Annotated in this window: 18 protein-coding genes and 2 riboswitches; of the genes, 1 reads left to right on the top strand and 17 read right to left on the bottom strand. The window is 36.0% G+C overall.

Annotated features, from left to right (window positions below; all coding sequences use genetic code 11):
* Positions 1 to 25: 25 nt before the first annotated feature.
* The 13 genes from menC to NST91_RS11240 form a co-directional block, all read right to left on the bottom strand.
* The gene (gene menC, locus NST91_RS11300) at positions 26 to 1,153 is read right to left on the bottom strand and encodes an o-succinylbenzoate synthase (protein WP_341331206.1); all 1,128 of its coding nucleotides are present in this window, start codon (positions 1,151 to 1,153) and stop codon (positions 26 to 28) included.
* Positions 1,154 to 1,185: 32 nt separating this feature from the next.
* Complete coding sequence (locus NST91_RS11295) at positions 1,186 to 2,043, bottom strand: MurR/RpiR family transcriptional regulator (RefSeq protein WP_341331205.1); 858 nt, start codon at positions 2,041 to 2,043, stop codon at positions 1,186 to 1,188.
* A 38-nt stretch (positions 2,044 to 2,081) separates the two neighbouring features.
* Positions 2,082 to 3,551, bottom strand: coding sequence for a sodium/pantothenate symporter (gene panF / locus NST91_RS11290; protein WP_341331204.1), 1,470 nt, complete (start codon positions 3,549 to 3,551; stop codon positions 2,082 to 2,084).
* Complete coding sequence (locus NST91_RS11285; protein WP_341331203.1) at positions 3,551 to 3,853, bottom strand: DUF997 family protein; 303 nt, start codon at positions 3,851 to 3,853, stop codon at positions 3,551 to 3,553. Before NST91_RS11285 ends, panF begins: the two co-directional genes overlap by 1 nt.
* Before the next feature lie 282 nt (positions 3,854 to 4,135).
* Positions 4,136 to 5,002: an ABC transporter permease subunit gene (locus NST91_RS11280; RefSeq protein WP_341331202.1), complete on the bottom strand. Its 867-nt coding sequence runs from the start codon at positions 5,000 to 5,002 to the stop codon at positions 4,136 to 4,138.
* Positions 4,986 to 5,921, bottom strand: coding sequence for an ABC transporter ATP-binding protein (locus tag NST91_RS11275; protein WP_341331201.1), 936 nt, complete (start codon positions 5,919 to 5,921; stop codon positions 4,986 to 4,988). The genes NST91_RS11280 and NST91_RS11275 overlap by 17 nt, the downstream gene beginning before the upstream one ends.
* Positions 5,922 to 5,991: 70 nt before the next feature.
* A complete protein-coding gene (locus NST91_RS11270) occupies positions 5,992 to 6,840 on the bottom strand; it encodes a hypothetical protein (protein WP_341331200.1) in 849 nt (282 codons plus the stop codon).
* Positions 6,841 to 7,041: 201 nt separating this feature from the next.
* The gene (gene glxB, locus NST91_RS11265; protein WP_341331199.1) at positions 7,042 to 7,440 is read right to left on the bottom strand and encodes a methylglyoxalase; all 399 of its coding nucleotides are present in this window, start codon (positions 7,438 to 7,440) and stop codon (positions 7,042 to 7,044) included.
* Between the two features lie 188 nt (positions 7,441 to 7,628).
* Positions 7,629 to 9,707 carry a HAMP domain-containing sensor histidine kinase gene (locus NST91_RS11260; RefSeq protein WP_341331198.1) on the bottom strand — a complete coding sequence of 693 codons (2,079 nt, stop codon included), beginning with the start codon at positions 9,705 to 9,707 and terminating at the stop codon, positions 7,629 to 7,631.
* A complete protein-coding gene (locus NST91_RS11255; protein WP_341331197.1) occupies positions 9,682 to 10,368 on the bottom strand; it encodes a response regulator transcription factor in 687 nt (228 codons plus the stop codon). The genes NST91_RS11260 and NST91_RS11255 overlap by 26 nt, the downstream gene beginning before the upstream one ends.
* Before the next feature lie 240 nt (positions 10,369 to 10,608).
* Positions 10,609 to 11,259 (bottom strand): carboxymuconolactone decarboxylase family protein, encoded by a 651-nt coding sequence (locus NST91_RS11250; RefSeq protein ID WP_341331196.1) that lies wholly within the window; start codon positions 11,257 to 11,259, stop codon positions 10,609 to 10,611.
* Positions 11,260 to 11,404: 145 nt separating this feature from the next.
* Positions 11,405 to 11,513: riboswitch (SAM riboswitch) on the bottom strand.
* Between the two features lie 199 nt (positions 11,514 to 11,712).
* The gene (locus NST91_RS11245; protein WP_341331195.1) at positions 11,713 to 13,329 is read right to left on the bottom strand and encodes a PAS domain S-box protein; all 1,617 of its coding nucleotides are present in this window, start codon (positions 13,327 to 13,329) and stop codon (positions 11,713 to 11,715) included.
* A 143-nt stretch (positions 13,330 to 13,472) separates the two neighbouring features.
* On the bottom strand, positions 13,473 to 14,324 hold the full coding sequence (locus tag NST91_RS11240) for an AraC family transcriptional regulator (protein WP_341331194.1): 852 nt from the start codon (positions 14,322 to 14,324) through the stop codon (positions 13,473 to 13,475).
* Between the two features lie 431 nt (positions 14,325 to 14,755).
* Between NST91_RS11240 and NST91_RS11235 the strand changes: the two genes are divergently transcribed.
* Positions 14,756 to 16,426, top strand: a complete 1,671-nt coding sequence (locus NST91_RS11235) for a pectate lyase family protein (RefSeq protein WP_341331193.1) — start codon at positions 14,756 to 14,758, stop codon at positions 16,424 to 16,426.
* Positions 16,427 to 16,468: 42 nt separating this feature from the next.
* Here the strand turns inward: NST91_RS11235 and tenA are convergent, their stop codons facing one another.
* From tenA to NST91_RS11215, 4 genes are all read right to left on the bottom strand, one after another.
* Positions 16,469 to 17,149 carry a thiaminase II gene (gene tenA, locus NST91_RS11230; protein WP_341331192.1) on the bottom strand — a complete coding sequence of 227 codons (681 nt, stop codon included), beginning with the start codon at positions 17,147 to 17,149 and terminating at the stop codon, positions 16,469 to 16,471.
* Positions 17,150 to 17,257: 108 nt separating this feature from the next.
* Positions 17,258 to 17,361, bottom strand: a riboswitch (TPP riboswitch).
* A 118-nt stretch (positions 17,362 to 17,479) separates the two neighbouring features.
* On the bottom strand, positions 17,480 to 18,127 hold the full coding sequence (locus NST91_RS11225) for a lysozyme inhibitor LprI family protein (protein WP_341331191.1): 648 nt from the start codon (positions 18,125 to 18,127) through the stop codon (positions 17,480 to 17,482).
* Positions 18,128 to 18,259: 132 nt separating this feature from the next.
* Positions 18,260 to 18,718 carry a glycine zipper domain-containing protein gene (locus tag NST91_RS11220; protein ID WP_341331190.1) on the bottom strand — a complete coding sequence of 153 codons (459 nt, stop codon included), beginning with the start codon at positions 18,716 to 18,718 and terminating at the stop codon, positions 18,260 to 18,262.
* A 216-nt stretch (positions 18,719 to 18,934) separates the two neighbouring features.
* Complete coding sequence (locus tag NST91_RS11215) at positions 18,935 to 19,432, bottom strand: hypothetical protein (RefSeq protein ID WP_341331189.1); 498 nt, start codon at positions 19,430 to 19,432, stop codon at positions 18,935 to 18,937.
* Positions 19,433 to 19,598: the final 166 nt, after the last annotated feature.

Here is a 19,598-nt window from a genome sequence, read left to right as displayed (position 1 = left end):
ACAACTTTGATGAGCATATGAATAATTATTTATGTGTGAGCTTTGAATAAAAGCTTTTGCTTTCAATAACAAAGCTTTCTAACACTTCTTCATTAATGTTGTAACCAATACCCGGCGTTGATGGTACAACTAGCTTTCCAGGAGCAGACAATTTAACTTCCGGTTCTACGATATCTACCTCCCAATAACGGTCTGATGCAGATGTATCACCAGGAATTGTGAAGTTAGAAAGTGAGGTTAAAGCAATATTGTGAGCACGTCCAATACCTGCTTCTAACATTCCACCACACCATACAGGTATCCCCTTATCGGCGCATAGGTCATGCACTTTCTTTGCTTCAGTTAATCCACCGACCCTACCTGTTTTAATATTAATTATTTTACAGCTTCCTAGTTCAATTGCTTTTCTTGCATCTTCAACTGAGTGAATGCTTTCATCAAGACATATTGGAGTGTTAATTTCCCTTTGCAACAAAGAATGATCAATAATATCATCATGAGCTAGTGGCTGCTCAATCATCATCAAATTAAACTCGTCTAAGGCTTTAATAATTTCAATATCTTCTAATGTATAAGCAGAGTTTGCATCTGCCATTAATGGAACATCGTCCCCAAATTTTTCCCGAATAGCTCTGATGACCTCAACATCAAATCCAGGTTTAATTTTAATTTTAATCTTCTTATATCCTTCTGATATAAATCTTTCAACCTTGCTTAATACTTCTTCAATAGAGGGCTCAATTCCAATACTGACACCTACATCAATTTCTTGCTTATTGCCACCTAGGGCTTCGGCAAGTGTGATGCCCTTTTGCTTTGCAAAAAGATCCCAAACTGCTCCCTCAATGGCTGCTTTTGCCATGTTGTTCCGACGAATAGGATGAAATAAAGTAGATACATCCTCCGGCGTATTGATCTCATTGTCTAACAACTGTGGAATCAAGAATTCCTCAAGCATATACGACACCGTTCCAGTCGTTTCCTCGTTATAAACTGGAAATGGCAGTGAAACACTTTCTCCATAACCAATAAACCCATCACCATGAACACTAACAACTAAAAAGTCTTTAAAAGTAAGACGTCCAAAGCTTGTTTCGAACGGAGCTTTTAGAGGCATATTTAGCCTTTTTAAATCAACTTTTTCAATTTTCATAGAATCTCCCCAATACATTTTAAATAGTAATGTCATACATCTTGAGAGAAGTCTTGACGAGCATTTTCATAATTTAAAAAATGTTCCTGAACTTCCTTTTCACCAGAAGATGCCACGCCCGTAACTAATACGTTTAACAATGAAAATATAGTTGGCATCCCTGATAATCCAATTGGTTTAGGAGCTTTCACCGTAAACAACAAATCAGCATATTCACTTATAGGTGCTAATTCATGGTCTGTTATTACTAGAATTGTTGCGCCTCTTTTCTTTGCAGCACGAACAAAAGAAATAGTTTCTTGAACATAACGAGGAAAAGTGATAGCGACTACTACACTTTCCTCATTTAATTCCGATAGAAGATAATTTGAATCATCCATATTACCTCTATAAAGATACGTCTCTCCTCTTACAATATTTAAGCTAAAGGCCAGCCAACTGGCCGGTGCATGGGAGCTTCTTAATCCAATAACAAATCTTTTTTTGGCTTTTACTAGAGTATTCACCGCATTCTGATATTTGTCTTTATTTATACTCCCCAGAGTTTCCTCAATATGTTTTATATCTTGTTCCATAACAATGGCTAAGAGATTTCCCTCTCTGCTTAAAGCATCTGTATCCTCTCGATATTTTACAATTGGATCCTTAACTTCATCCTCTAAAAGAGATTTTTGAACCTCTTTTTGAAGCTGACTATACCCTTTATAACCGACCTTATAGCAAAAACGTATTACAGTAGTTTCGCTCGTTTTTGTAAGTTCGCCCACTTCTTTGGCAGTAGACAAAGCGACACGACTTGGGTAATTAATGATATACTCTGCTACAAGTTTCTGGCCATTTGATAATGTCTTATAATGTGTACGTATTAAAGTATTTATGGCTTCCATCATCATTCATTCTCTTTCTATTAAGAAATATTATAAAGGGCTTACCCTGCAATCTTGTCTGTACCCCAAAACTTTCTAATGACTTGTGAAGTTGGTGCAGGTGATAAGTAACTCACCACTACCATAGTAAAGATAGATAAAGCTGTTGCCGTAACAATCGTTTGCATTCCAAATGGGTTAGGGAAGAATTGACCAATAACGATATAACTAATTAGACCAGTGTACATAGAAACAATTGCTCCCCATTTACTTGCTCTCTTCCAATATAGCCCGAATACAATTGGTGCAAAAAATGTTGCTTCTAGACCACCGATTGCATATATCACGATAAACTGTAGATAGTCAGGAGGTGTTAGAGCGAATAGAACAACTCCTACCCCAATTATAAGTGTCGTCATATATGAAAGCTTCGCAATCTTAGTATCACTAGCATTGGGATTTATGTAGTTCAAATATATATCTTTAACGACGGATGCACTTGTAACTAGTAACATCGAATCAACCGTAGACATAATTGCCGCTAATGGAGCTGCAAGAACTAAACCTGCAAGCCAGCCTGGCATAAGATCTAATATCATAGTCGGCAAAGCTAAATCCGCCACGGCAAGATCTGGATATAAAACTTTTACAAATGGTCCAAGTGTAGCAAATCCGATGGAGAATAAGAACATGATGATACCACTATAGATAAGTGATTTGTGCATAGCATCGGTATTTTTGAACGTCATTCCTCGAACAGAAGCATGTGGTAAACCGATTGCTGCAATTCCGAAAAGAATAAAATAGGAGAATAAATTTAACGGCGTTGCATTCGCAGGTCCAGGTAACTCGACCATTTCTGGGTGTTTGGCAACTAACTCTCCAATTAAAACAGAAAAACCATCTGTTTTAACCATAAAGACAATCCAAAGTATAACACCACCAAGAATCATAATTATTCCTTGTATTGCATCGGTTAATGCCACAGCTCTGAAGCCACCATAGGCTGTATAAGCAACAACGGCTACTCCAAAGAAGATAAGCCCTGCCTCATATGGAAGTCCCGTAATAGCTTCAAGTATTCTAGCTCCACCAACAAATTGAGCAACCATGTAGGCGCTAATAAAGATGATGATACCTATGGAACTTCCTAGTACAACTGCCGTACTTTGATATCTTTCCTTAAAAAAGTCTGTTAACGTAACAGCACCAATTTTTCTCGCTACTATAGCAAATTTTTTCCCTAAGATACCAAGAATATAAATTCCCATACCTACTTGAGTTAACAGGATTAATACCCAGCTAAACCCTTGATTATAGGCTACCCCTGGAGACCCAATAAACGTTCCGGCACTGGCCGCAGATGCTAGGATGGTAAATGTTAATACGATTGGACCAAGTGAACGTCCGCCAATGAAGTATTCTTCTTGGAAGCTTGTCTTTCGGTTTTTGATGTGCTTATGAAGTGCGCCACCAATAAGAAAGGTGATAACTAAATAAATAATAATTGGAATCAATACATCCCATTGCATTAGTAATCTACCTCCCCATCTTCTTCTTCAGCTTCGATAGACATGTCCTTAAAAAAGAACTTCACCATGAATAGAGGTAGGATACAAATGATAAGGCTTCCAACAATACCACCCCAAAAGAACCAAGCAGGAAATCCTAAAATAAAGGTAATGTCGGCTGATGGTTTATTTAATCCCAAAGCAATGGCAGGAATCCCCACTACAATGAGGTTAATAACAAATAGCCCTAATACCAACCACATTTCTTTCGTGCACTGTTTAAACCTTCTGTCCTCAACAATAATTGATTCTTTACTATCCATATGCATCCTCCTTTATAATAAAGCCCACACTTCATATCTTTTTAATATACGAAGTATAAACTTCATTTTTTACCATTATAATTTCAGTTAAGTCTAAAATCAATAAATATTTAGAATATTTGTATTAATTTAGTTATTTTTACTTATAAGTATGGGATTATTTTACTATTGGGGAACTCATAAAGTGACAGGATTTGAATAGATGTTTTGGTTCTGTTTATCTAGAATTAAATTCCGAACAAAAAAGCTGTCTATAAGTCAGACAGCTTTACCTATAACTTTTTATACATCCCGCTTTTTAAAACTATAAATTGAAAGTACCACAATAAGTACTCCATATAACAACGCATACCAAATCATCAGATTACTAGGATTTGAAATACTCGTGAACATCCCACCTTGTGCGAGTGACAATGGGTTATCGGACGTATCAAATAATAAAATCGTCATTTTTCGATAGATTGAATCAATTGGAAATACGAGGCTCATCACGATCCCGATATTTACGAGAGTCGTTTTTTCAATTACGGCTCCAAATTGTTCAATAAAACCTCCTATAAACGCCGCGCCATATAAGATAATGGAAACAATGCCTGCATTCAAGGTGGTCATTCTTGTACTTAAAAATACCCCAAAAGCGATCAAAACAAATGGCTGAATGGCAAATACACTTACAGCTTTCAATATCTGCATTGGTTCAATATCCAATGCCATCCATTCCGCTCCTATCCCTTGATGAATGAGGATAATACTAAAAAATAATCCGATAGCGTAAGAGATTAAGAGTAAACCTAATCCGATAAATTTGCCCAAAACAAATCTAGCTCTAGATATTGGGCGCATTAACCAAGTATCAATTTGGTGACTTGCCACTTCGCCTGAAATAGCACTAACACTAGACAATATTGTAAGAAGAGCAATGATAAATGATGAGAAATAAAGTCCGACACCCAAAAATTGTGAAGCTACGAACTGCTGCATTAAGAAGGCTTGTGTTCCAGCGTTATTCCCCGCTCCCGGTGTTTCCTTACCAATAAAATAAATAGCCGTACCGTAAAGAGCCAGAAATATGAGCGTCATAATAATCGTAATTAAAAAGATTCGCTTTGATACCATTTCTTTAAAGGTTAATTTACTGATTGTCCACATAAGCGTTCTCCTTTTTCTGGTTCACCCAATACATGAAAACATCCTCTAAATGAGGGATTATGGGTTTCACTTCAAAGATTGAAACTTGGTTTGAAGCTAAGAATTGAATGAGTCTTGGTATATCGGATTCAAGCTCAAGTTGCAAACCCCATCTTGTTCGACCCTCTTCAACTTTTATTTTCTGATAACGTGTCACAAATGAAGGCATTGAGGCATTTATTGGTTTATCCGTTACAACCTCCACTTTTGCTTCCGTCATCATTAACTCTCTCCATGGTCCCTGTGCAACCATCTCACCTTGATGAACAATCGAAACATGATCACACACTGACTCTACTTCATACAACAAATGACTATTTAAGAACACTGTTTTACCTTGGTCTCGCAGATATACCATAAGGTCTCTGACATCTTTGCGTCCTATTGGGTCAAGTGCAGATGTTGGTTCATCAAGAAAGACTACCTTTGGATCATTTAATATAGCACAAGCAAGGCCAATCCGTTGGGACATTCCCTTTGAAAATCCACTAATCTTACCATTTTCTCTTCCTGTCATTCCAACTAACTCGATGACTTCATCAATTCGTTTGTTTCGCTCGCGAACTGGTATCCTACATAATTCAGCATGACTTTGTAACAATTGTCTACCAGTTAACCAATCTGGGTAACGAAATAACTCTGGTAGATATCCTACTTGTTCCCGTGATTTTGTCGTTCCAATCGGTTCTCCAAGAATATAACCTTCACCACTTGTAGGGCGTAGTAACCCAAGAAGTGTACGAACGAACGTGCTTTTCCCAGAACCATTCGGTCCTAAAAAACCGTATACCATTCCTTCCCCTACCGACAAAGTTACATCAGATATTCCACCTTTTCCATTGTACGTTTTCGTTAAAGAACTCGTTTGGATAACGTTCATTCTCTTCCTCCTTGTTGTTTATTAAGAAAAGTTCAGAGTAACCTAAATCACTCTGAACTCTTCAAATCATTTACTTCATTTTTTCAATTAATTCCATTAGTTCCTCTGCACCCATTTTACTTTGAGTATAGATAACATGGATATTGCTATTTTCCTGCCATACCATATAGGAATCCTCTTTACTTTCTACTACAAATCCAGGAGCATTTCCTACACGAACTTCAGTCATTGTAGAACCTTCTCTTTCTACATGAGGAATAGGTAATGTCGTCTCAATATGATCGATGTCTGCAAGCTGTGTCTTCACATTTTCAGGTAAAAATGGTAGAGAAAGCAGTGTAGCTTTTAACTCATCTACCGATACTCCCTCAGGAACTAGGATTTCTGGAGATTTTGTGCGCATATATCTGATATGTTGCTCGTTCTGCGTGTAATCCGTTTCAATTGCATCAAAGGTTGAAACAGAAAACGAATGTTTATCTAAAGCTGCTTCGAATTGTTGTTCTGAACCTAATTGAGTTAATAGTTGATTTGCTTTTTCGACGTTTAAAGTAAAGGTGATGGTTGTTGCTGGAGTCACACATACTGCTTCAACCTCATATTCCCCTAATTCAGGCACAGAGTAGCCAGCTTCTACAGCTGATTGATACGTATCAAAGAACTTCGGCTCCCCTGCTATCTCTGACATTTCGAGTTTTCCAATTCCCGCCAAGTCTAACGAACCTTCTTTATTTTCACGAACCCAATTCTCAATTTCACTAATATCACTTTGCGTCAACTTCACCATCTCAAGTTGATTCACACGAAATAATGATAAAAATTCATTAGCTTCTACTCGAACTTGAGGAATTGCAAATGAGCTAAAAATAGCGGCTGCTGTAACCCCACTAATAAGTAAACGTTTTGTTTTAGTTTTCAATGTACTCCATTCCTTTCAAACTTTGTTTCTTCGTTAGATTGATTATAAGATATTATTTATTGTTTTTCAATAAATATTTAATTATCATTAATATATTATTATCGATTCACCAAATAAATTTCAAAAAAAAAGACTAGGAATTTATCTTTTCCTAGTCTTTAGCTATATCTAAAATATACTTCATTGTTCAAATGGTGCTTTTTAGTTATTCAGTTTGTTCTGCTGAGCGATTTGAATAAGGTTTCCGCAAGTGTCATCGAAGACAGCTATTGTTACTGGACCAGCATTTGTCGGTTCCTTTGTAAACTTCACACCAAGCTCCTTTAATCGTTCGTATTCAGTTTGAATATTTTCTACTCCAAACATAGTAGCTGGGATGCCTTCAGCAAATAACTTTTGTTGATACTCTTTGGCAGTGGGATTGTTATTTGGTTCGAGCACAAGCTCAGTACCTTGCTGATCTTCGGGAGATACAACTGTGATCCATCTAAATTCTCCCACGGGAACGTCATGCTTTTTTACAAACCCCAGAGTCTCAGAATAGAACTTCAGTGCCTTATCTTGATCCTCTACAAATAAACTAGTCACTATGATTTTCATCCTGTTTACCTCCATCGATATTTCCTATGAAAAAATCTTGGTTATTGTCAACAATCAAAGAATCCTGTTGCCAATATATCATAACATTTTTATCAGAATGGTTGAAATGAGGTCTATCTTCAATATGATGCACACTTTGTAATAGAATCAACCCATAAATAACTTTGTCTATTGTTTGTAACTACCGTTTATTCATTAGGCTCAAATTTAGGTAAATTGATTATCGCCTTAAATAAATCTCCATCAACGTGTATGGTAAATCTGCCTTTTTGAAGTTCAATAAGATTTCTCGCAATCGAGAGTCCTAATCCGCTACCTTGACTGTTTCTGGATTCATCGCCTCTTTTGAAACGCTCCATTAATTCGTCTGCAGTGATATTTAACTCATAGGCTGAGATGTTTTTAAAGCTGATTCGGATTTCATTGTCCATGTCCTCAATATCTATATATACCCTTGATCGTTCAAGTGCATATTTAAAAATATTCGATAAGATGTTCTCGATGGACCTCCATAATAATTTCCCATCAGCAGTAACATATACTTTATAGTCTGGATGATTCAGCTTAATATTTAAGTCCATTGCTTCTATCTTATCATTCACTTCCCCAAGACCTTGGGTAATTAATGACACAATATCAATTTTATCTAGTTGTACTGGAATATTTCCACTAGATGCTTTCGATGCTTCAAATAAATCATCTGTTAGCAGTTTTAACCTTTGTGCTTTCTGATCAAGTACTTCTAAATATTCACTTGCTTTTACTTGATCTTTTTCATGTTTTAATAAATCTACGTACGTGATTATCGAAGTTAACGGATTTCTAATATCATGTGAGACATTGGTAATAAGCTCTGTTTTTAATCGTTCACTTTTCAACTCACTATCTACCGCTTTTTTCAACCCATCCGTAATGCTGTTGACATTTGAAGAAAGTTTTGCAAATTCTCCATTTCCGACAACCTCGATTCGATGATGAAGATTACCATCCTTGACAATCTCGATTCCTTTTTGAATGTTTTGGAAGGCCTTGACCTTTTTATAAGCAAACCAAGCGGCAAGCCCAATTGTAATTGGAAACATGAAAAAAGTAATAGCGATCAATAGTGGATAGCCAATTACAACTAATACGGTTTTTACAGCAATGCTTCCGCTTTTATAGACATCACCAAAAAATTTCACAAGTTTGTAGATGATTGTATAGATCAATGTGTGCTTAAGAAGTGTTTTATTTTTTACATGCTTCACAAGGAGCAGTAGCAATATTAATTCCAAAATCGCAAATGGAATGGTGATGATGGTGAACATATTCGTCATATTTTCAAACACGTCATCCACTAACATTATCCATAGTGGAATGAGAAGAATACACATCACAATATTTATGTCATTGTATAGTCTTTCTACCGGACGGAAGGTTAACTCTTGATCGTGAAATAATTTTCTACCAACTACTAGCACTAAATAAATAAATGAAAGAATGAATCCTGCCAAGTATCCTAATATTTGATATAAACTTGTAGTAGCAACTGCTTTTACTTCTTGCCACTTTTGTGCTTTTTCATTTAAAAATTGTTTTGAATATCCTAAAAAAATAACGGTGTTTTCCATATCAATTTCATCGATTTGCTCGGTAATTCGATATAAATGCTCATTTTTCTCTGTTTCCTTTGGATAAAACTCTTGTTTGTATTCCTCAAATATCATGTATGCTGGTGACGTTTCAAACTGCTCTTTATTCGTACTCGAACTATTTGCAAACACATTGGTACCATCACTTGCATAAAAGATTGGCTCATAATCATCAAGATTTTGAATGAGCATATGAAACTCTTTTAAATCTTCTTTGATCATCTGATTTTTTGCTTCTGCGAGCTTATCAGCATACTCTTCTTCAAATTTATCAAAGTTCTTCTCTTCACTTAACTCAGGATTATAAGACCTAGAATATTGAAACTCTGTGTAATATAAATCTTCTTCTGCTTGCTTCCATTCTTCCTGAGTGAGGGTATTGCCACTTAAAATATGTTCCTCACTTTTATATTTCCCTAATAGTCTTGTGAGGTCTCCAATCAACCTTTCACTTTCCTTTACATAGGCCATGCTCTCTATGTAATACTCTTCGGTTACGCTGCTAAAATTAACATCATTCACAATCTCCACTTCAACAACGGCTCGAGCTATTCCTGTAAAACACAAGATCGCAATGACAAAAACAATGATTTTCGTTATAATCGAGTGGCTATATTTTTTCCACTTTATATCCAACACCCCACACCACCTTCAAATATTTTGGTTCTTTCGGATTGATTTCGATTTTCTCTCTGATTTTTCGTATATGAACGGTAACGGTATTTTCCGGGTTAAAGGAGGGTTCGTTCCATACCTTTTCATATATCTCCTCGATTGAAAATACTCTTCCCGCGTTTTCTGTCAGAAGCCTTACAATTTTATATTGCACGGGTGTAAGATGGACTTCCTCGCCATCGACCGTGACCGTTTTACTTTCATCATCGATAATCAATCCCCCAGTCTGAACTATATTGGTTCTCGTATCAAGGCCACCGAAAGTTGTATATCTTCTGAGTTGGGATTTAACTCTTGCAATAAGTTCCAACGGATTAAAAGGCTTCGTCATGTAATCATCTGCCCCAATATTTAGGCCTAATATTTTGTCATGATCCTCTGATTTTGCAGAAAGCATGATTAAAGGAATATTGTTTTCTTTCCGAATTTCCATAGTTGCTCTCATTCCATCCATTTTGGGCATCATCAGATCCATGATAATAAGATGGATTTCCTGACTTTTGATGACCTCGATTGCTTCTAGTCCATTAGAAGCTTTACAAACCGTATAGCCTTCATTCTCTAAGTAAATTCCAATCGCATCGACGATGGCTTGATCATCGTCACAAACCAATATATTCATAACGTTCACTCCTACTTGTGGTGTTCACCATTTCTATCAACTCCTTAGAATTTACTATAAGGAAAGGATATCAATCAAATCTTAACAAACACTGCATGCAAATCTTAAGATTTTCTTATTATTTTGAGATGCAAATCCTAGTCTATCATGAAAATATAGGTGGAAAATAAAAAGAGAACACAGACCTTTGGTTAGGTTTGTGTTCCCCTTCTATTAAAAGATTATGTTTTATATGGTTAATTACTTCTCATCATACGCATTAAGCGCATTTACACTGTGTGCCAAAGCAGAACCTGCTTTTAATGCTACTGCCACGAAAATAGCTTCTGAGATTTCTTCTAAATCAGCACCCGCTTTTTTGGCATTTTTCGTATGTAGGTTAATGCAATACGCGCAACCTGTTGTGTGCGCACACGCCACCGCGATTAACTCTTTCTCTTTTTCTGTTAAGTTTTTCGCCTTAAGAGATTTTGTGTCAAAATCAATAAATGCTTTAAAAGCCTCACCATTTAAATCAGCAAATTCTTTTAGTCTTGCAAAATAAGCCTCTTTATATAGATCTTCATCGCCATTTCCATCATAGGCATTGAGTGCATTCACACCATGTGCTAAAGCGGAACCTGCCTTTAATGCTGTTGCAACAAAAATAGCCTCTGCTACTTCTTCTCTAGAAGACTCATTCTTCTTTGCATTCCCAACATGTAAATCAATGCAATAAGGACAACCTGTAATATGGGCTACTGCAACCGCAATCAATTCCTTTTGCTTTACGGAAAGCTTGCCTGCAGCTAGTGCTTGGCTATCAAACTTTATAAATGATTGAAATGCTTCAGGTGCATATTTTTTCAATTCTGGTAGTCTTCCGAAATATTCCTTTTTGTACAAACTCATCGTAAATCTCTCCCTTAGCAATTTTTTCACCAAATAAAATACAACTTTTCACATTAATTTACTCACCTTAAAATCAAATATCCTTATTTCCAGTGAATAAAATGTAAAAGCCCCTTCCGATGAGGAAGAGGCAATATGTATCCCACACTCATCTTTCAAGCAAATGCTTGCTGGAATTAGCACCTAGTTACATTCTTTGTAACGGTTGCTGCGGGTTCACTGGACCAGGTTCCTCCCCCGACTCTCGATAAGAGATGTCGTATTTTATTTTTGTAATATTTAACAATATTAGCGTACATGAAGTCACATGAGGTTGTCAACTAAAATATCAAATTATTCCGAAAATATATCTAACGGAACTTAATAGATAATGAGCAAAGAAAAACGACATATACATGTCGTTTTTCGATACAATCTAAATGATAAACTACAGAGATTAAAAACTCCCCCTTGTTATCTATCATAGATTTTATATAAGGTTTTTGTTTTCTTTGCGTGGTACATGGCCAAATCAGCATGACGCAAAAGTAACTCCATGTCTACTCCATGTTCTGGATAGAAGACAACTCCAATACTTGTTGAAATTTCAGCAATCGAATTTGAAACGTAGATGGGCTGCTGGATAACCCTCGCTATACTGTTTGCAGTCACACTTATTTCTTCATCATTTTTTCGACCAGGAAGTACGATTGCAAATTCATCTCCACCTATACGATAAACAAGACCTACAGAACCAAGGACTCCAGTTAATCGGGCTGTTACTTTGATTAGTACCATATCACCAGCTTGATGACCAAACTCATCGTTAACCGATTTAAGACCATGCAAATCTAAATACATAATGGTAAACAATGAATCCTTTTCAATCTCTTCCATTAAATCTAAATGGAATTTAAGGCGGTTAGGTAAATCTGTTAAGGTATCATGGTAGGCACGGTACCTGATTAAGTCCTCTTCCTTCTTTTTCTCGGTCACATCCCAGAACACGACTTGGACAGCTGATTCACCGTTTAATTTAGTTGGGATTCCACTTACTTCAACATCAATCTCCTGACCATCTATGCGTACGAATTTTTCATATAAGGTTGGTTCATAAATGCCATTGTCTTCAATATTCTTAATCCTTCTTGATACGATAAGTCGAAAATCCGGGTGAATAATATCATATATTGGAATACCTTCTATCAATTTTTCATCTGTGATTCCTAATAATTGCAAAGCTGCAGGGTTGGCATATTGGATAACACCTTTTTGATGGACTAAAATACCCAATGGGGAATAATCGACTAATTGTCGATAACGGTCCTCACTTTCTTTCAATGCCTGTTCCATTTTTTTTCGTTCCGTAATATTACGATAACTAACTAAAATAGCCCTTTTTTCCATATAAGAGATTGGAACCGCCGATATAACTGCATCAACAATACGGCCATTTTTACTGCGTATTTTCAAATCTAAATCAAGAAGTTGCTTATTTTGATCGATAATTTCTTGGCTCCGAGTTTGAATCAGTTCATGCATGCTAGGATCAATAAATCTCATAATTGACTCCCCAATCATATCTTCAGCAAACGTGTCAACTAGTTTAGCTGCAGACTCATTCGCGTATAAGATAATCTCTCCATCAAATACCAAGATAGGGTCCGGTGAATAATTTAAGAGGTTACGAAACCTTTCTTCACTCTCAAGTAAACTAAGCTGTAAATTCTTTTTATCAGTTATATCAAGAATTTGAGCAATTAGGTAGAACGTTTTATCGTCTTGTTGAAAAATCGAAACGGAAAGAAAAACCCATACTATATTTCCATTTTTATGAAAGTATCTCTTTTCCATTTCATAAGAACTTTTTTTACCTTTTATTAGTTCTTGCACAAATCTAAGATCTTCTTCTAAATCATCCGGGTGTGTAATCTGTTGAAAGGTAAGAGATAATAGTTCCTCTTCTAAATAGCCAGTAATCTTTGATAGTGCTGGATTTGTTTTTATACACTGCCCTTCTAGTGAAAACAAGGCCATGCCTATAGGTGAATAATGAAAAGCTTGTTCAAACCGATTAATAAAATGTAACATTAAATAAACTACCTCTACTATGAAATTTCTATCTTATCGTATAATACCACCAATTCCATATTATCGTTAGTTTTAATTATTTTATGCAACTTATTGACGCTTTTATTTTTAGTAGCTCAACAAAATCAAGAAATTAAAGATGATTATCGTTCTGCTTTTAGAATCCTAAATTGATTCGGGGACATGCCTGTATTCCTCTTAAACACTCGCCAAAAATGAACATGATTGGAATAACCCACTTTTCCTGCAATTTGATTCACTTTCAAGCTTGTATGTATTAAGTATCTTTTTGCTTCATTTATACGGATTGCGTTCAAGTATTCAATAAAACTGCATCCAGTGTATTTTTTAAAAAGTCTACTTATATACTGCTCATTTACATGAAAATGATAGGATAAAACACCAAGTGAAATATCGCTTGTAAAATTGTTATTAATAAATGTAATAATCTTTTCGATTTCATTTTTACCAGTGTTATCTTGTTGTCCCGAAACTTTCATCTTTTCTAAAGGACACGCATCCTCTATCAGTCTATTACTTTCAATTAATAATTGGGATAGCAAAGATCTAAGGTACATATCCCTTTCCTTTAGATTCTTTTGGTACTCCTCGAATAGCCTCATTATGATAGTGTTAATTAATTCTCTTTTATTTTGAGGAATCGATATAATGTACGGTCCATTTTCAAAGAGCTGCTTCACGATATGTTGTTCGCCTAAACTCAAGAAGCACTCCCTAAAGTTTATAACCATTCGCTCATACACTTGATTGCTTTTCTTGACCGTTTTATGGATCACATTTTTATCAATAAAAACGAGATGCTGATTCTTTACTAGGTACTCTTCCCCATTAATAATGTAAATCCGTTCCCCTTTGGATAAATAATAAATTTCGTAATCTTGGTGCAGATGATGTGTTGCCATTGACGGATGGTATCCACTAAAACGATTTATATAAAAAGGCTGTTCACGAAGAGAAACACTTATTTTTTGCACCACTATTCAACTCCTCTCCAAATGAGCCAACAAAATTCTTTATTCGTGTTCTCATTTTTCACCCGCTTAAAACTTGTACTCTAGTTATGTTCTTTTTATTACATGTTCATCTGCCCATATCCTTCATTTTTTAAGGAATCGCAACTTTACTCCTATTTAACAAACGAGGAACTAGGAAAAAGGAACCCCCTCTCCTGTGTACATGCCTAAACACCTTCGAAAATGTAAACAGAAACGTCTTCTTCTCACAAAATATGTAATGAGAAGCTTGCTAAACTAATATAGAAGTTTTTGAATTCACAAACACGAAAGGGTTTACAAGAATAATCTAATGTTTACCGTTAGACGTTGATTGGAGGTGTAATATAAAGGCTTGTTTGTATTTGGTTTGCATTGAGACTTAGTTAAAAAAATTGCAAAGGTGGTATTTTATGAAGTTTAGAAAAGCAATGGTATTGGTTATGGTTTTTTCCTTATTTGCGCCATTTTTCTTGACCGGAAATGGTACGGCTCACGCTGCAGCAATCGATTCGATTCCCAACACTATTAGGTATATGAAAGATTATGACAGTAGTTTTCTATCTGTTTCTGGTTATGCCTCAATAGGGGTGAATGACCGAAGTGAATACATTGATACACCCTATTATCGACAGGTCAAAACAGAAAGAGAGTTTTTACAGGCCATCTTGGATGCACAAGCTGGAAGTGTGAAAGTAATTGAAATCGCTAAGGACTTAAATTTTGGGTGGAAGAATCTAAATCTGAGTTCTGAGGAAACAAAGAAGTTTCGTTTCATTACGAAATATCGAGATCCTATGAACGGATTTACCAATCCAAAAATAGAAGCTTCTGGTGTTTCACAACTAAATATTGATAATGTTGATGGACTCACGATTTTTTCAAAAAAAGGAAAAACGATAAGATCTGTCGAGTTAAAATTACAACGGTCTACGAACGATATCGTCATTCGTAATCTGAACTTTGATGGCATGTGGCAATGGGATGATACAGGAAAACACAAGGAAGTAGGCTGGACTTATATTAAAATAAATGGTGCCAACAATGTATGGATTGACCATTGCAAATTTCCAATTGCAGCGGATGGATTAATTGATACAGAGAACGGTGGCTCCAACATCACCATTTCCTGGTCTGAATTCGGATTACCTGCAGATGAAAATCCCTCAACAGACACTGATATTTATCAAACGATTCAATTTATGGAAGAGAAATATGCTTCAAATGAACTGAATTCCGATAGTGTGTATTACAACATGCGAAATGAAGGTGCCACTAAAGAACAAATCATGGCCTATGCTGCGTATCACAGTAAGGTGCATTTATCAGGTTCAGGTGATAAAGACTATGTGAATTATGTGTCTAGTAGTGGCGATGAGATAAAGGATGGCAATCAAAGAATACGTTTAACACTCGCTTATAATACCTATACCAATGTTGGACAGAGAATTCCTATGATACGCCAAGGTTCTGGTCATGCGTACAACTTGTATTTGGACAATTCCTCTCATCAAGCGATTTTAGAGAATGTCTCGGCAATTGCTGAATTCGGAACAGATACACTTTCACGGGCACTAAATGCTAGAAATGGAGCCTCGATTGCAGCAGATACATCTGTATTCAATGACATTAACGAGCCAATCATTGGTGCAGAGATTCAGGGATTAGATACTAAAAATATGGACGCCCAATGGGCTGAGTTATTCCAAGCAGCTTATAATAGAAACTTAATTGTAAACTCAAAAATTACCAACCAATATGGCACGTATACAGGAAGCAGCTGGGACAATAATGGTGAAAATCTGTTTACAACAGGATTTATATGGTATGACAAATCAACAATCGGAAATTGGGCATGGTCTTCTCATATTGTTGGAAGTGAAAATATGAGTAAAATGAATCCACCTACTGATCCATTTACCTTTGAATATAACTATGACGAGAAACTCCCTTATACGTATACCGTGGTTCCTTTAGACAGCGTTGTTCCAACACTTACAAAATATGCAGGTGCAAACAAGGTAAATATGAGCCCAATTGCATGGTTAAAAACTGACTATAACTCCAACAGTAAAGGTCGATAATATAGGGGGACAGAGGTTCTTTGTCCCTCTGTCCCCATGTCCTTACAGTTTAATTGGCCACTCCTCAAGGTTTTCAGCCATATCCCAGAACATATACTCAAACAAACTGGTTTTGACGACGATTTCTTCAAGTACAGCTAAATCTCGTTCCGGTTTTTCGCTTGCGATTTCATTGATTAGCGTCTTACAATCTTCCGCCAAGGCAGTAAACTCATCGGATGAATACATTTTCACCCATTCACCATAAAATTCATGTTCAACAGCTCCATGCCATATTACGAGCTCTTTTCCAATAAAGTTATAGCTCCAAGCACAAGCAAGGACTGCTGCGACAACATTATCTACACCACCGAGCTGCGCCACATTCAACATGTAACTTGTGTAAGAAGTTGTAGTTGATGAAGGCTTTGTTGCCTCAAGCTCTTCAGCTGATATTCCAAATTTTGCGGCATATTGGCGGTGAAGATCCATTTCCATCTCTAATGTCCCATGCAAAAGGTTTGCAAATATGGACATCGTTTTTAAATCTGGAGCTTTTGCACTCCCTAATGCAAATAGACGGCAATATTCAATCAGGTACACATAATCCTGCTTCATATAATGCTTAAACTTATCCTTATCCAACCAACCCTCGCCAATCCCTTTCACAAATGGATGCTCCAAATACGAATTCCAGATAGGCTCCACTCGATTCCATAAACGATCTGTAAAAAGACTACTCACTTTCTTGTCCCCTCTCTCCATTTGACCTTGGGGAGATAAAAAAACAAAAACCCATCACTAGTTTGCTAGGAATGGGTTAGGCAATATAAAATCGTTCAGTCTAAACATAACGTGCCAACTCCACTTCCCTACGCTAGTGTTACCTAGATCAGGTTCAAAGGGTCGATATTTCTTCTATCTCTCAGCACAAAAATGCTCCCCTAGTCGAATTGTTAGATTATTAAGTTACTAGATACTAGTTAATCATAGTGGCTATGAAAAGGCAACTATTCATGTCCATTGTCCCGCTTGAGTGATTGTCCTACTCAGAGCTTCCTGCAATTAAAACAATCATTTCATATACTTTGCAACCAACGCGTAGCATCTTTCCCTAGTTAGACTTGCTTTGGTAGCAACATATTCTAAGGTTTCCGTCGAGCCACCTTTATATTTCAGTGATGATTCTTTTGCAGTTTCATCTCTATATTTAATCCAATTCCGCTGTTCTTCTCGTAATTGATCCATCTGTTCAGAATCAAGCTGTTCATTCAATACACCATAAATTTCGTTCAATTTCTGATCCCACTTTTTATACCTTGCCGCCTCTTGTTCTTCTAATTCTGCCATTGTTGTTGTATCTTCGGGGTTTCTATCTGCTTCTTCCATTTCATTTAATTCTTTGAGATATGTATCCTTCATACCTTGGTTTATTTCTTTGTTGTCACTAGACTTCGATGACTCTTCATTTTCATTCGTTGATGGTTCTTTAGATGTCACATCTTTGTTTTTAATCTGAGTATGTTCAGGACTCTCAGATTTAACTATTTCACCTGGCTCCTCATCGGTAGCCGGTTTTTCCTCTGTTTTTAGATCGGTGCTAGTTTCTGATTCTTCATTTTCTGGTTTAGCATTTGCCTCATCCGTTGAATTACTACATGCAACCAACGAGAATAATGCTATGATAATTATTACAATTTGTAAACGCTGTTTATTTTTCATTACACTGCCTCCTCTACCAAACTAGTATATCATAAAATTTTCCAGTAACATTTAAGGAAGTTCAAATTCTTTTTTAAGCAATCCTCACCTAATGCAAACAAAAAACACTCACATTTGTAAGTGTTCGATCGACTATATTGTGTTACCTTTTTTCTTAGCATCTGCATCCAAACCAGCACCAATGGCAATACCCATGCTCATACCAAACGATATACCTAACGCAAAGTTGTCAATTATTGTTAATCCAAACACTACACCTAAACTCATACCAATGGACATATATAATGATAGATAAAATCCTTCTGATACCAACTTATGCTTCTTCTGAAGATGTGAAACAATTCCTTGAATGACTTGTTTATGCTGTTTACATTCTTGCTCAATACTATCTATTTTTGCTTCTAACCCCATAAAATGTTTCTTTAAATCAACTAGATGTTCTCGACATTCCTCACAATTCGTCGATAAAGAATCCAGCTTTTCAACCACTCTTTCACATTTATTTAAATCAAGTTTTTTTGCTTGTTCTTTACTTATGTTACTCCTTAGCTTCCTTAAATTTGTTTTTATATCGTCTACAAGATTTTTCAATACACCACCGCCTAATGAAATCTTAATTTGGCAAAGGATCGTTTTTTCTTATACCTTATATACGAATAAAACTCGATTTAGTTTCATTTTTCCATCCACTTTTTACCACTCCTGTTAAAACCGATACAAAAAAAGGAGAGGATTAACAATAATCCTCCCGGTTCCTTTTTTTTAAACTACTCCATATATTAATGAACATTACTCACGAAATTAAGATTAATCAACCATATTGGCGAATGGCCTCTTTCTATGTATTTTTTTAAAACCCTTAATCAGTTGATTTTTTACATCATTAGGATCCTCAACGGTTAGTTCCTTCCAACAAACAATCAAATGATTAATATCCTCTATTTGCCAAATAACCCTACCACCGTAGTGGCTTGCATTTTTCCCACTACCAAATTTTAACAACTGTTTTATTCTTGAATTCAAAGTTGCAGAGCTTTTTCCACCACCGGCTTTCCCGATATAGATTACTTTCGTATTCTTTATCCAACTTTCATTTAATTTTTCTACTGGAACATTCGGATCTTTCCCTTTAAAATAACCACCCGTACCTTCTGTTAAAAACTCTGGTGAATCATCAGGGGTATAAAGCACCATATAAACCCCTTTATTATGTGGAACGATAGAGTGATTTTGCATCAATTCAGTAACCGGAATATAACCTTCGAAGCCATAATCTTTAATTGATTTAAAATTATTATAATCCATAACATCACCTCATTAAATGAGTATGAGTGCAACTTACTTTTATTCAATCTAATTGTATAGAAACAGGATCATTATCCACCTTGGCTACTGATGCGTCCTTTCGTTATTCATTTAAAAAAGGCACATGAACCCTTAAGTATACAGGGTTTAGGCACCTCTTCTTTTC

Origin of the sequence: Ferdinandcohnia sp. FSL W7-1320 (assembly GCF_038050315.1) — a bacterium.
GTDB lineage: Bacteria > Bacillota > Bacilli > Bacillales > Bacillaceae_L > Ferdinandcohnia > Ferdinandcohnia aciditolerans.
Note: the sequence above shows the minus strand (reverse complement) of the source record. Positions and strands in the feature narration are given on the sequence as shown.

What these genes read in the sequence shown, in the direction of transcription:
- NST91_RS11285 (WP_341331203.1), bottom strand. Translation starts at nt 3,853, where the DNA reads ATGGATAGTAAAGAATCAATTATTGTTGAGGACAGAAGGTTTAAACAG.
- NST91_RS11225 (WP_341331191.1), bottom strand. Translation starts at nt 18,127, where the DNA reads ATGAAAAATAAACAGCGTTTACAAATTGTAATAATTATCATAGCATTA.
- NST91_RS11255 (WP_341331197.1), bottom strand. Translation starts at nt 10,368, where the DNA reads ATGAATATATTGGTTTGTGACGATGATCAAGCCATCGTCGATGCGATT.
- NST91_RS11245 (WP_341331195.1), bottom strand. Translation starts at nt 13,329, where the DNA reads ATGTTACATTTTATTAATCGGTTTGAACAAGCTTTTCATTATTCACCT.
- panF (WP_341331204.1), bottom strand. Translation starts at nt 3,551, where the DNA reads ATGCAATGGGATGTATTGATTCCAATTATTATTTATTTAGTTATCACC.
- NST91_RS11275 (WP_341331201.1), bottom strand. Translation starts at nt 5,921, where the DNA reads ATGAACGTTATCCAAACGAGTTCTTTAACGAAAACGTACAATGGAAAA.
- NST91_RS11280 (WP_341331202.1), bottom strand. Translation starts at nt 5,002, where the DNA reads ATGTGGACAATCAGTAAATTAACCTTTAAAGAAATGGTATCAAAGCGA.
- NST91_RS11235 (WP_341331193.1), top strand. Translation starts at nt 14,756, where the DNA reads ATGAAGTTTAGAAAAGCAATGGTATTGGTTATGGTTTTTTCCTTATTT.
- NST91_RS11250 (WP_341331196.1), bottom strand. Translation starts at nt 11,259, where the DNA reads ATGAGTTTGTACAAAAAGGAATATTTCGGAAGACTACCAGAATTGAAA.
- NST91_RS11295 (WP_341331205.1), bottom strand. Translation starts at nt 2,043, where the DNA reads ATGATGGAAGCCATAAATACTTTAATACGTACACATTATAAGACATTA.
- NST91_RS11215 (WP_341331189.1), bottom strand. Translation starts at nt 19,432, where the DNA reads ATGGATTATAATAATTTTAAATCAATTAAAGATTATGGCTTCGAAGGT.
- menC (WP_341331206.1), bottom strand. Translation starts at nt 1,153, where the DNA reads ATGAAAATTGAAAAAGTTGATTTAAAAAGGCTAAATATGCCTCTAAAA.
- glxB (WP_341331199.1), bottom strand. Translation starts at nt 7,440, where the DNA reads ATGAAAATCATAGTGACTAGTTTATTTGTAGAGGATCAAGATAAGGCA.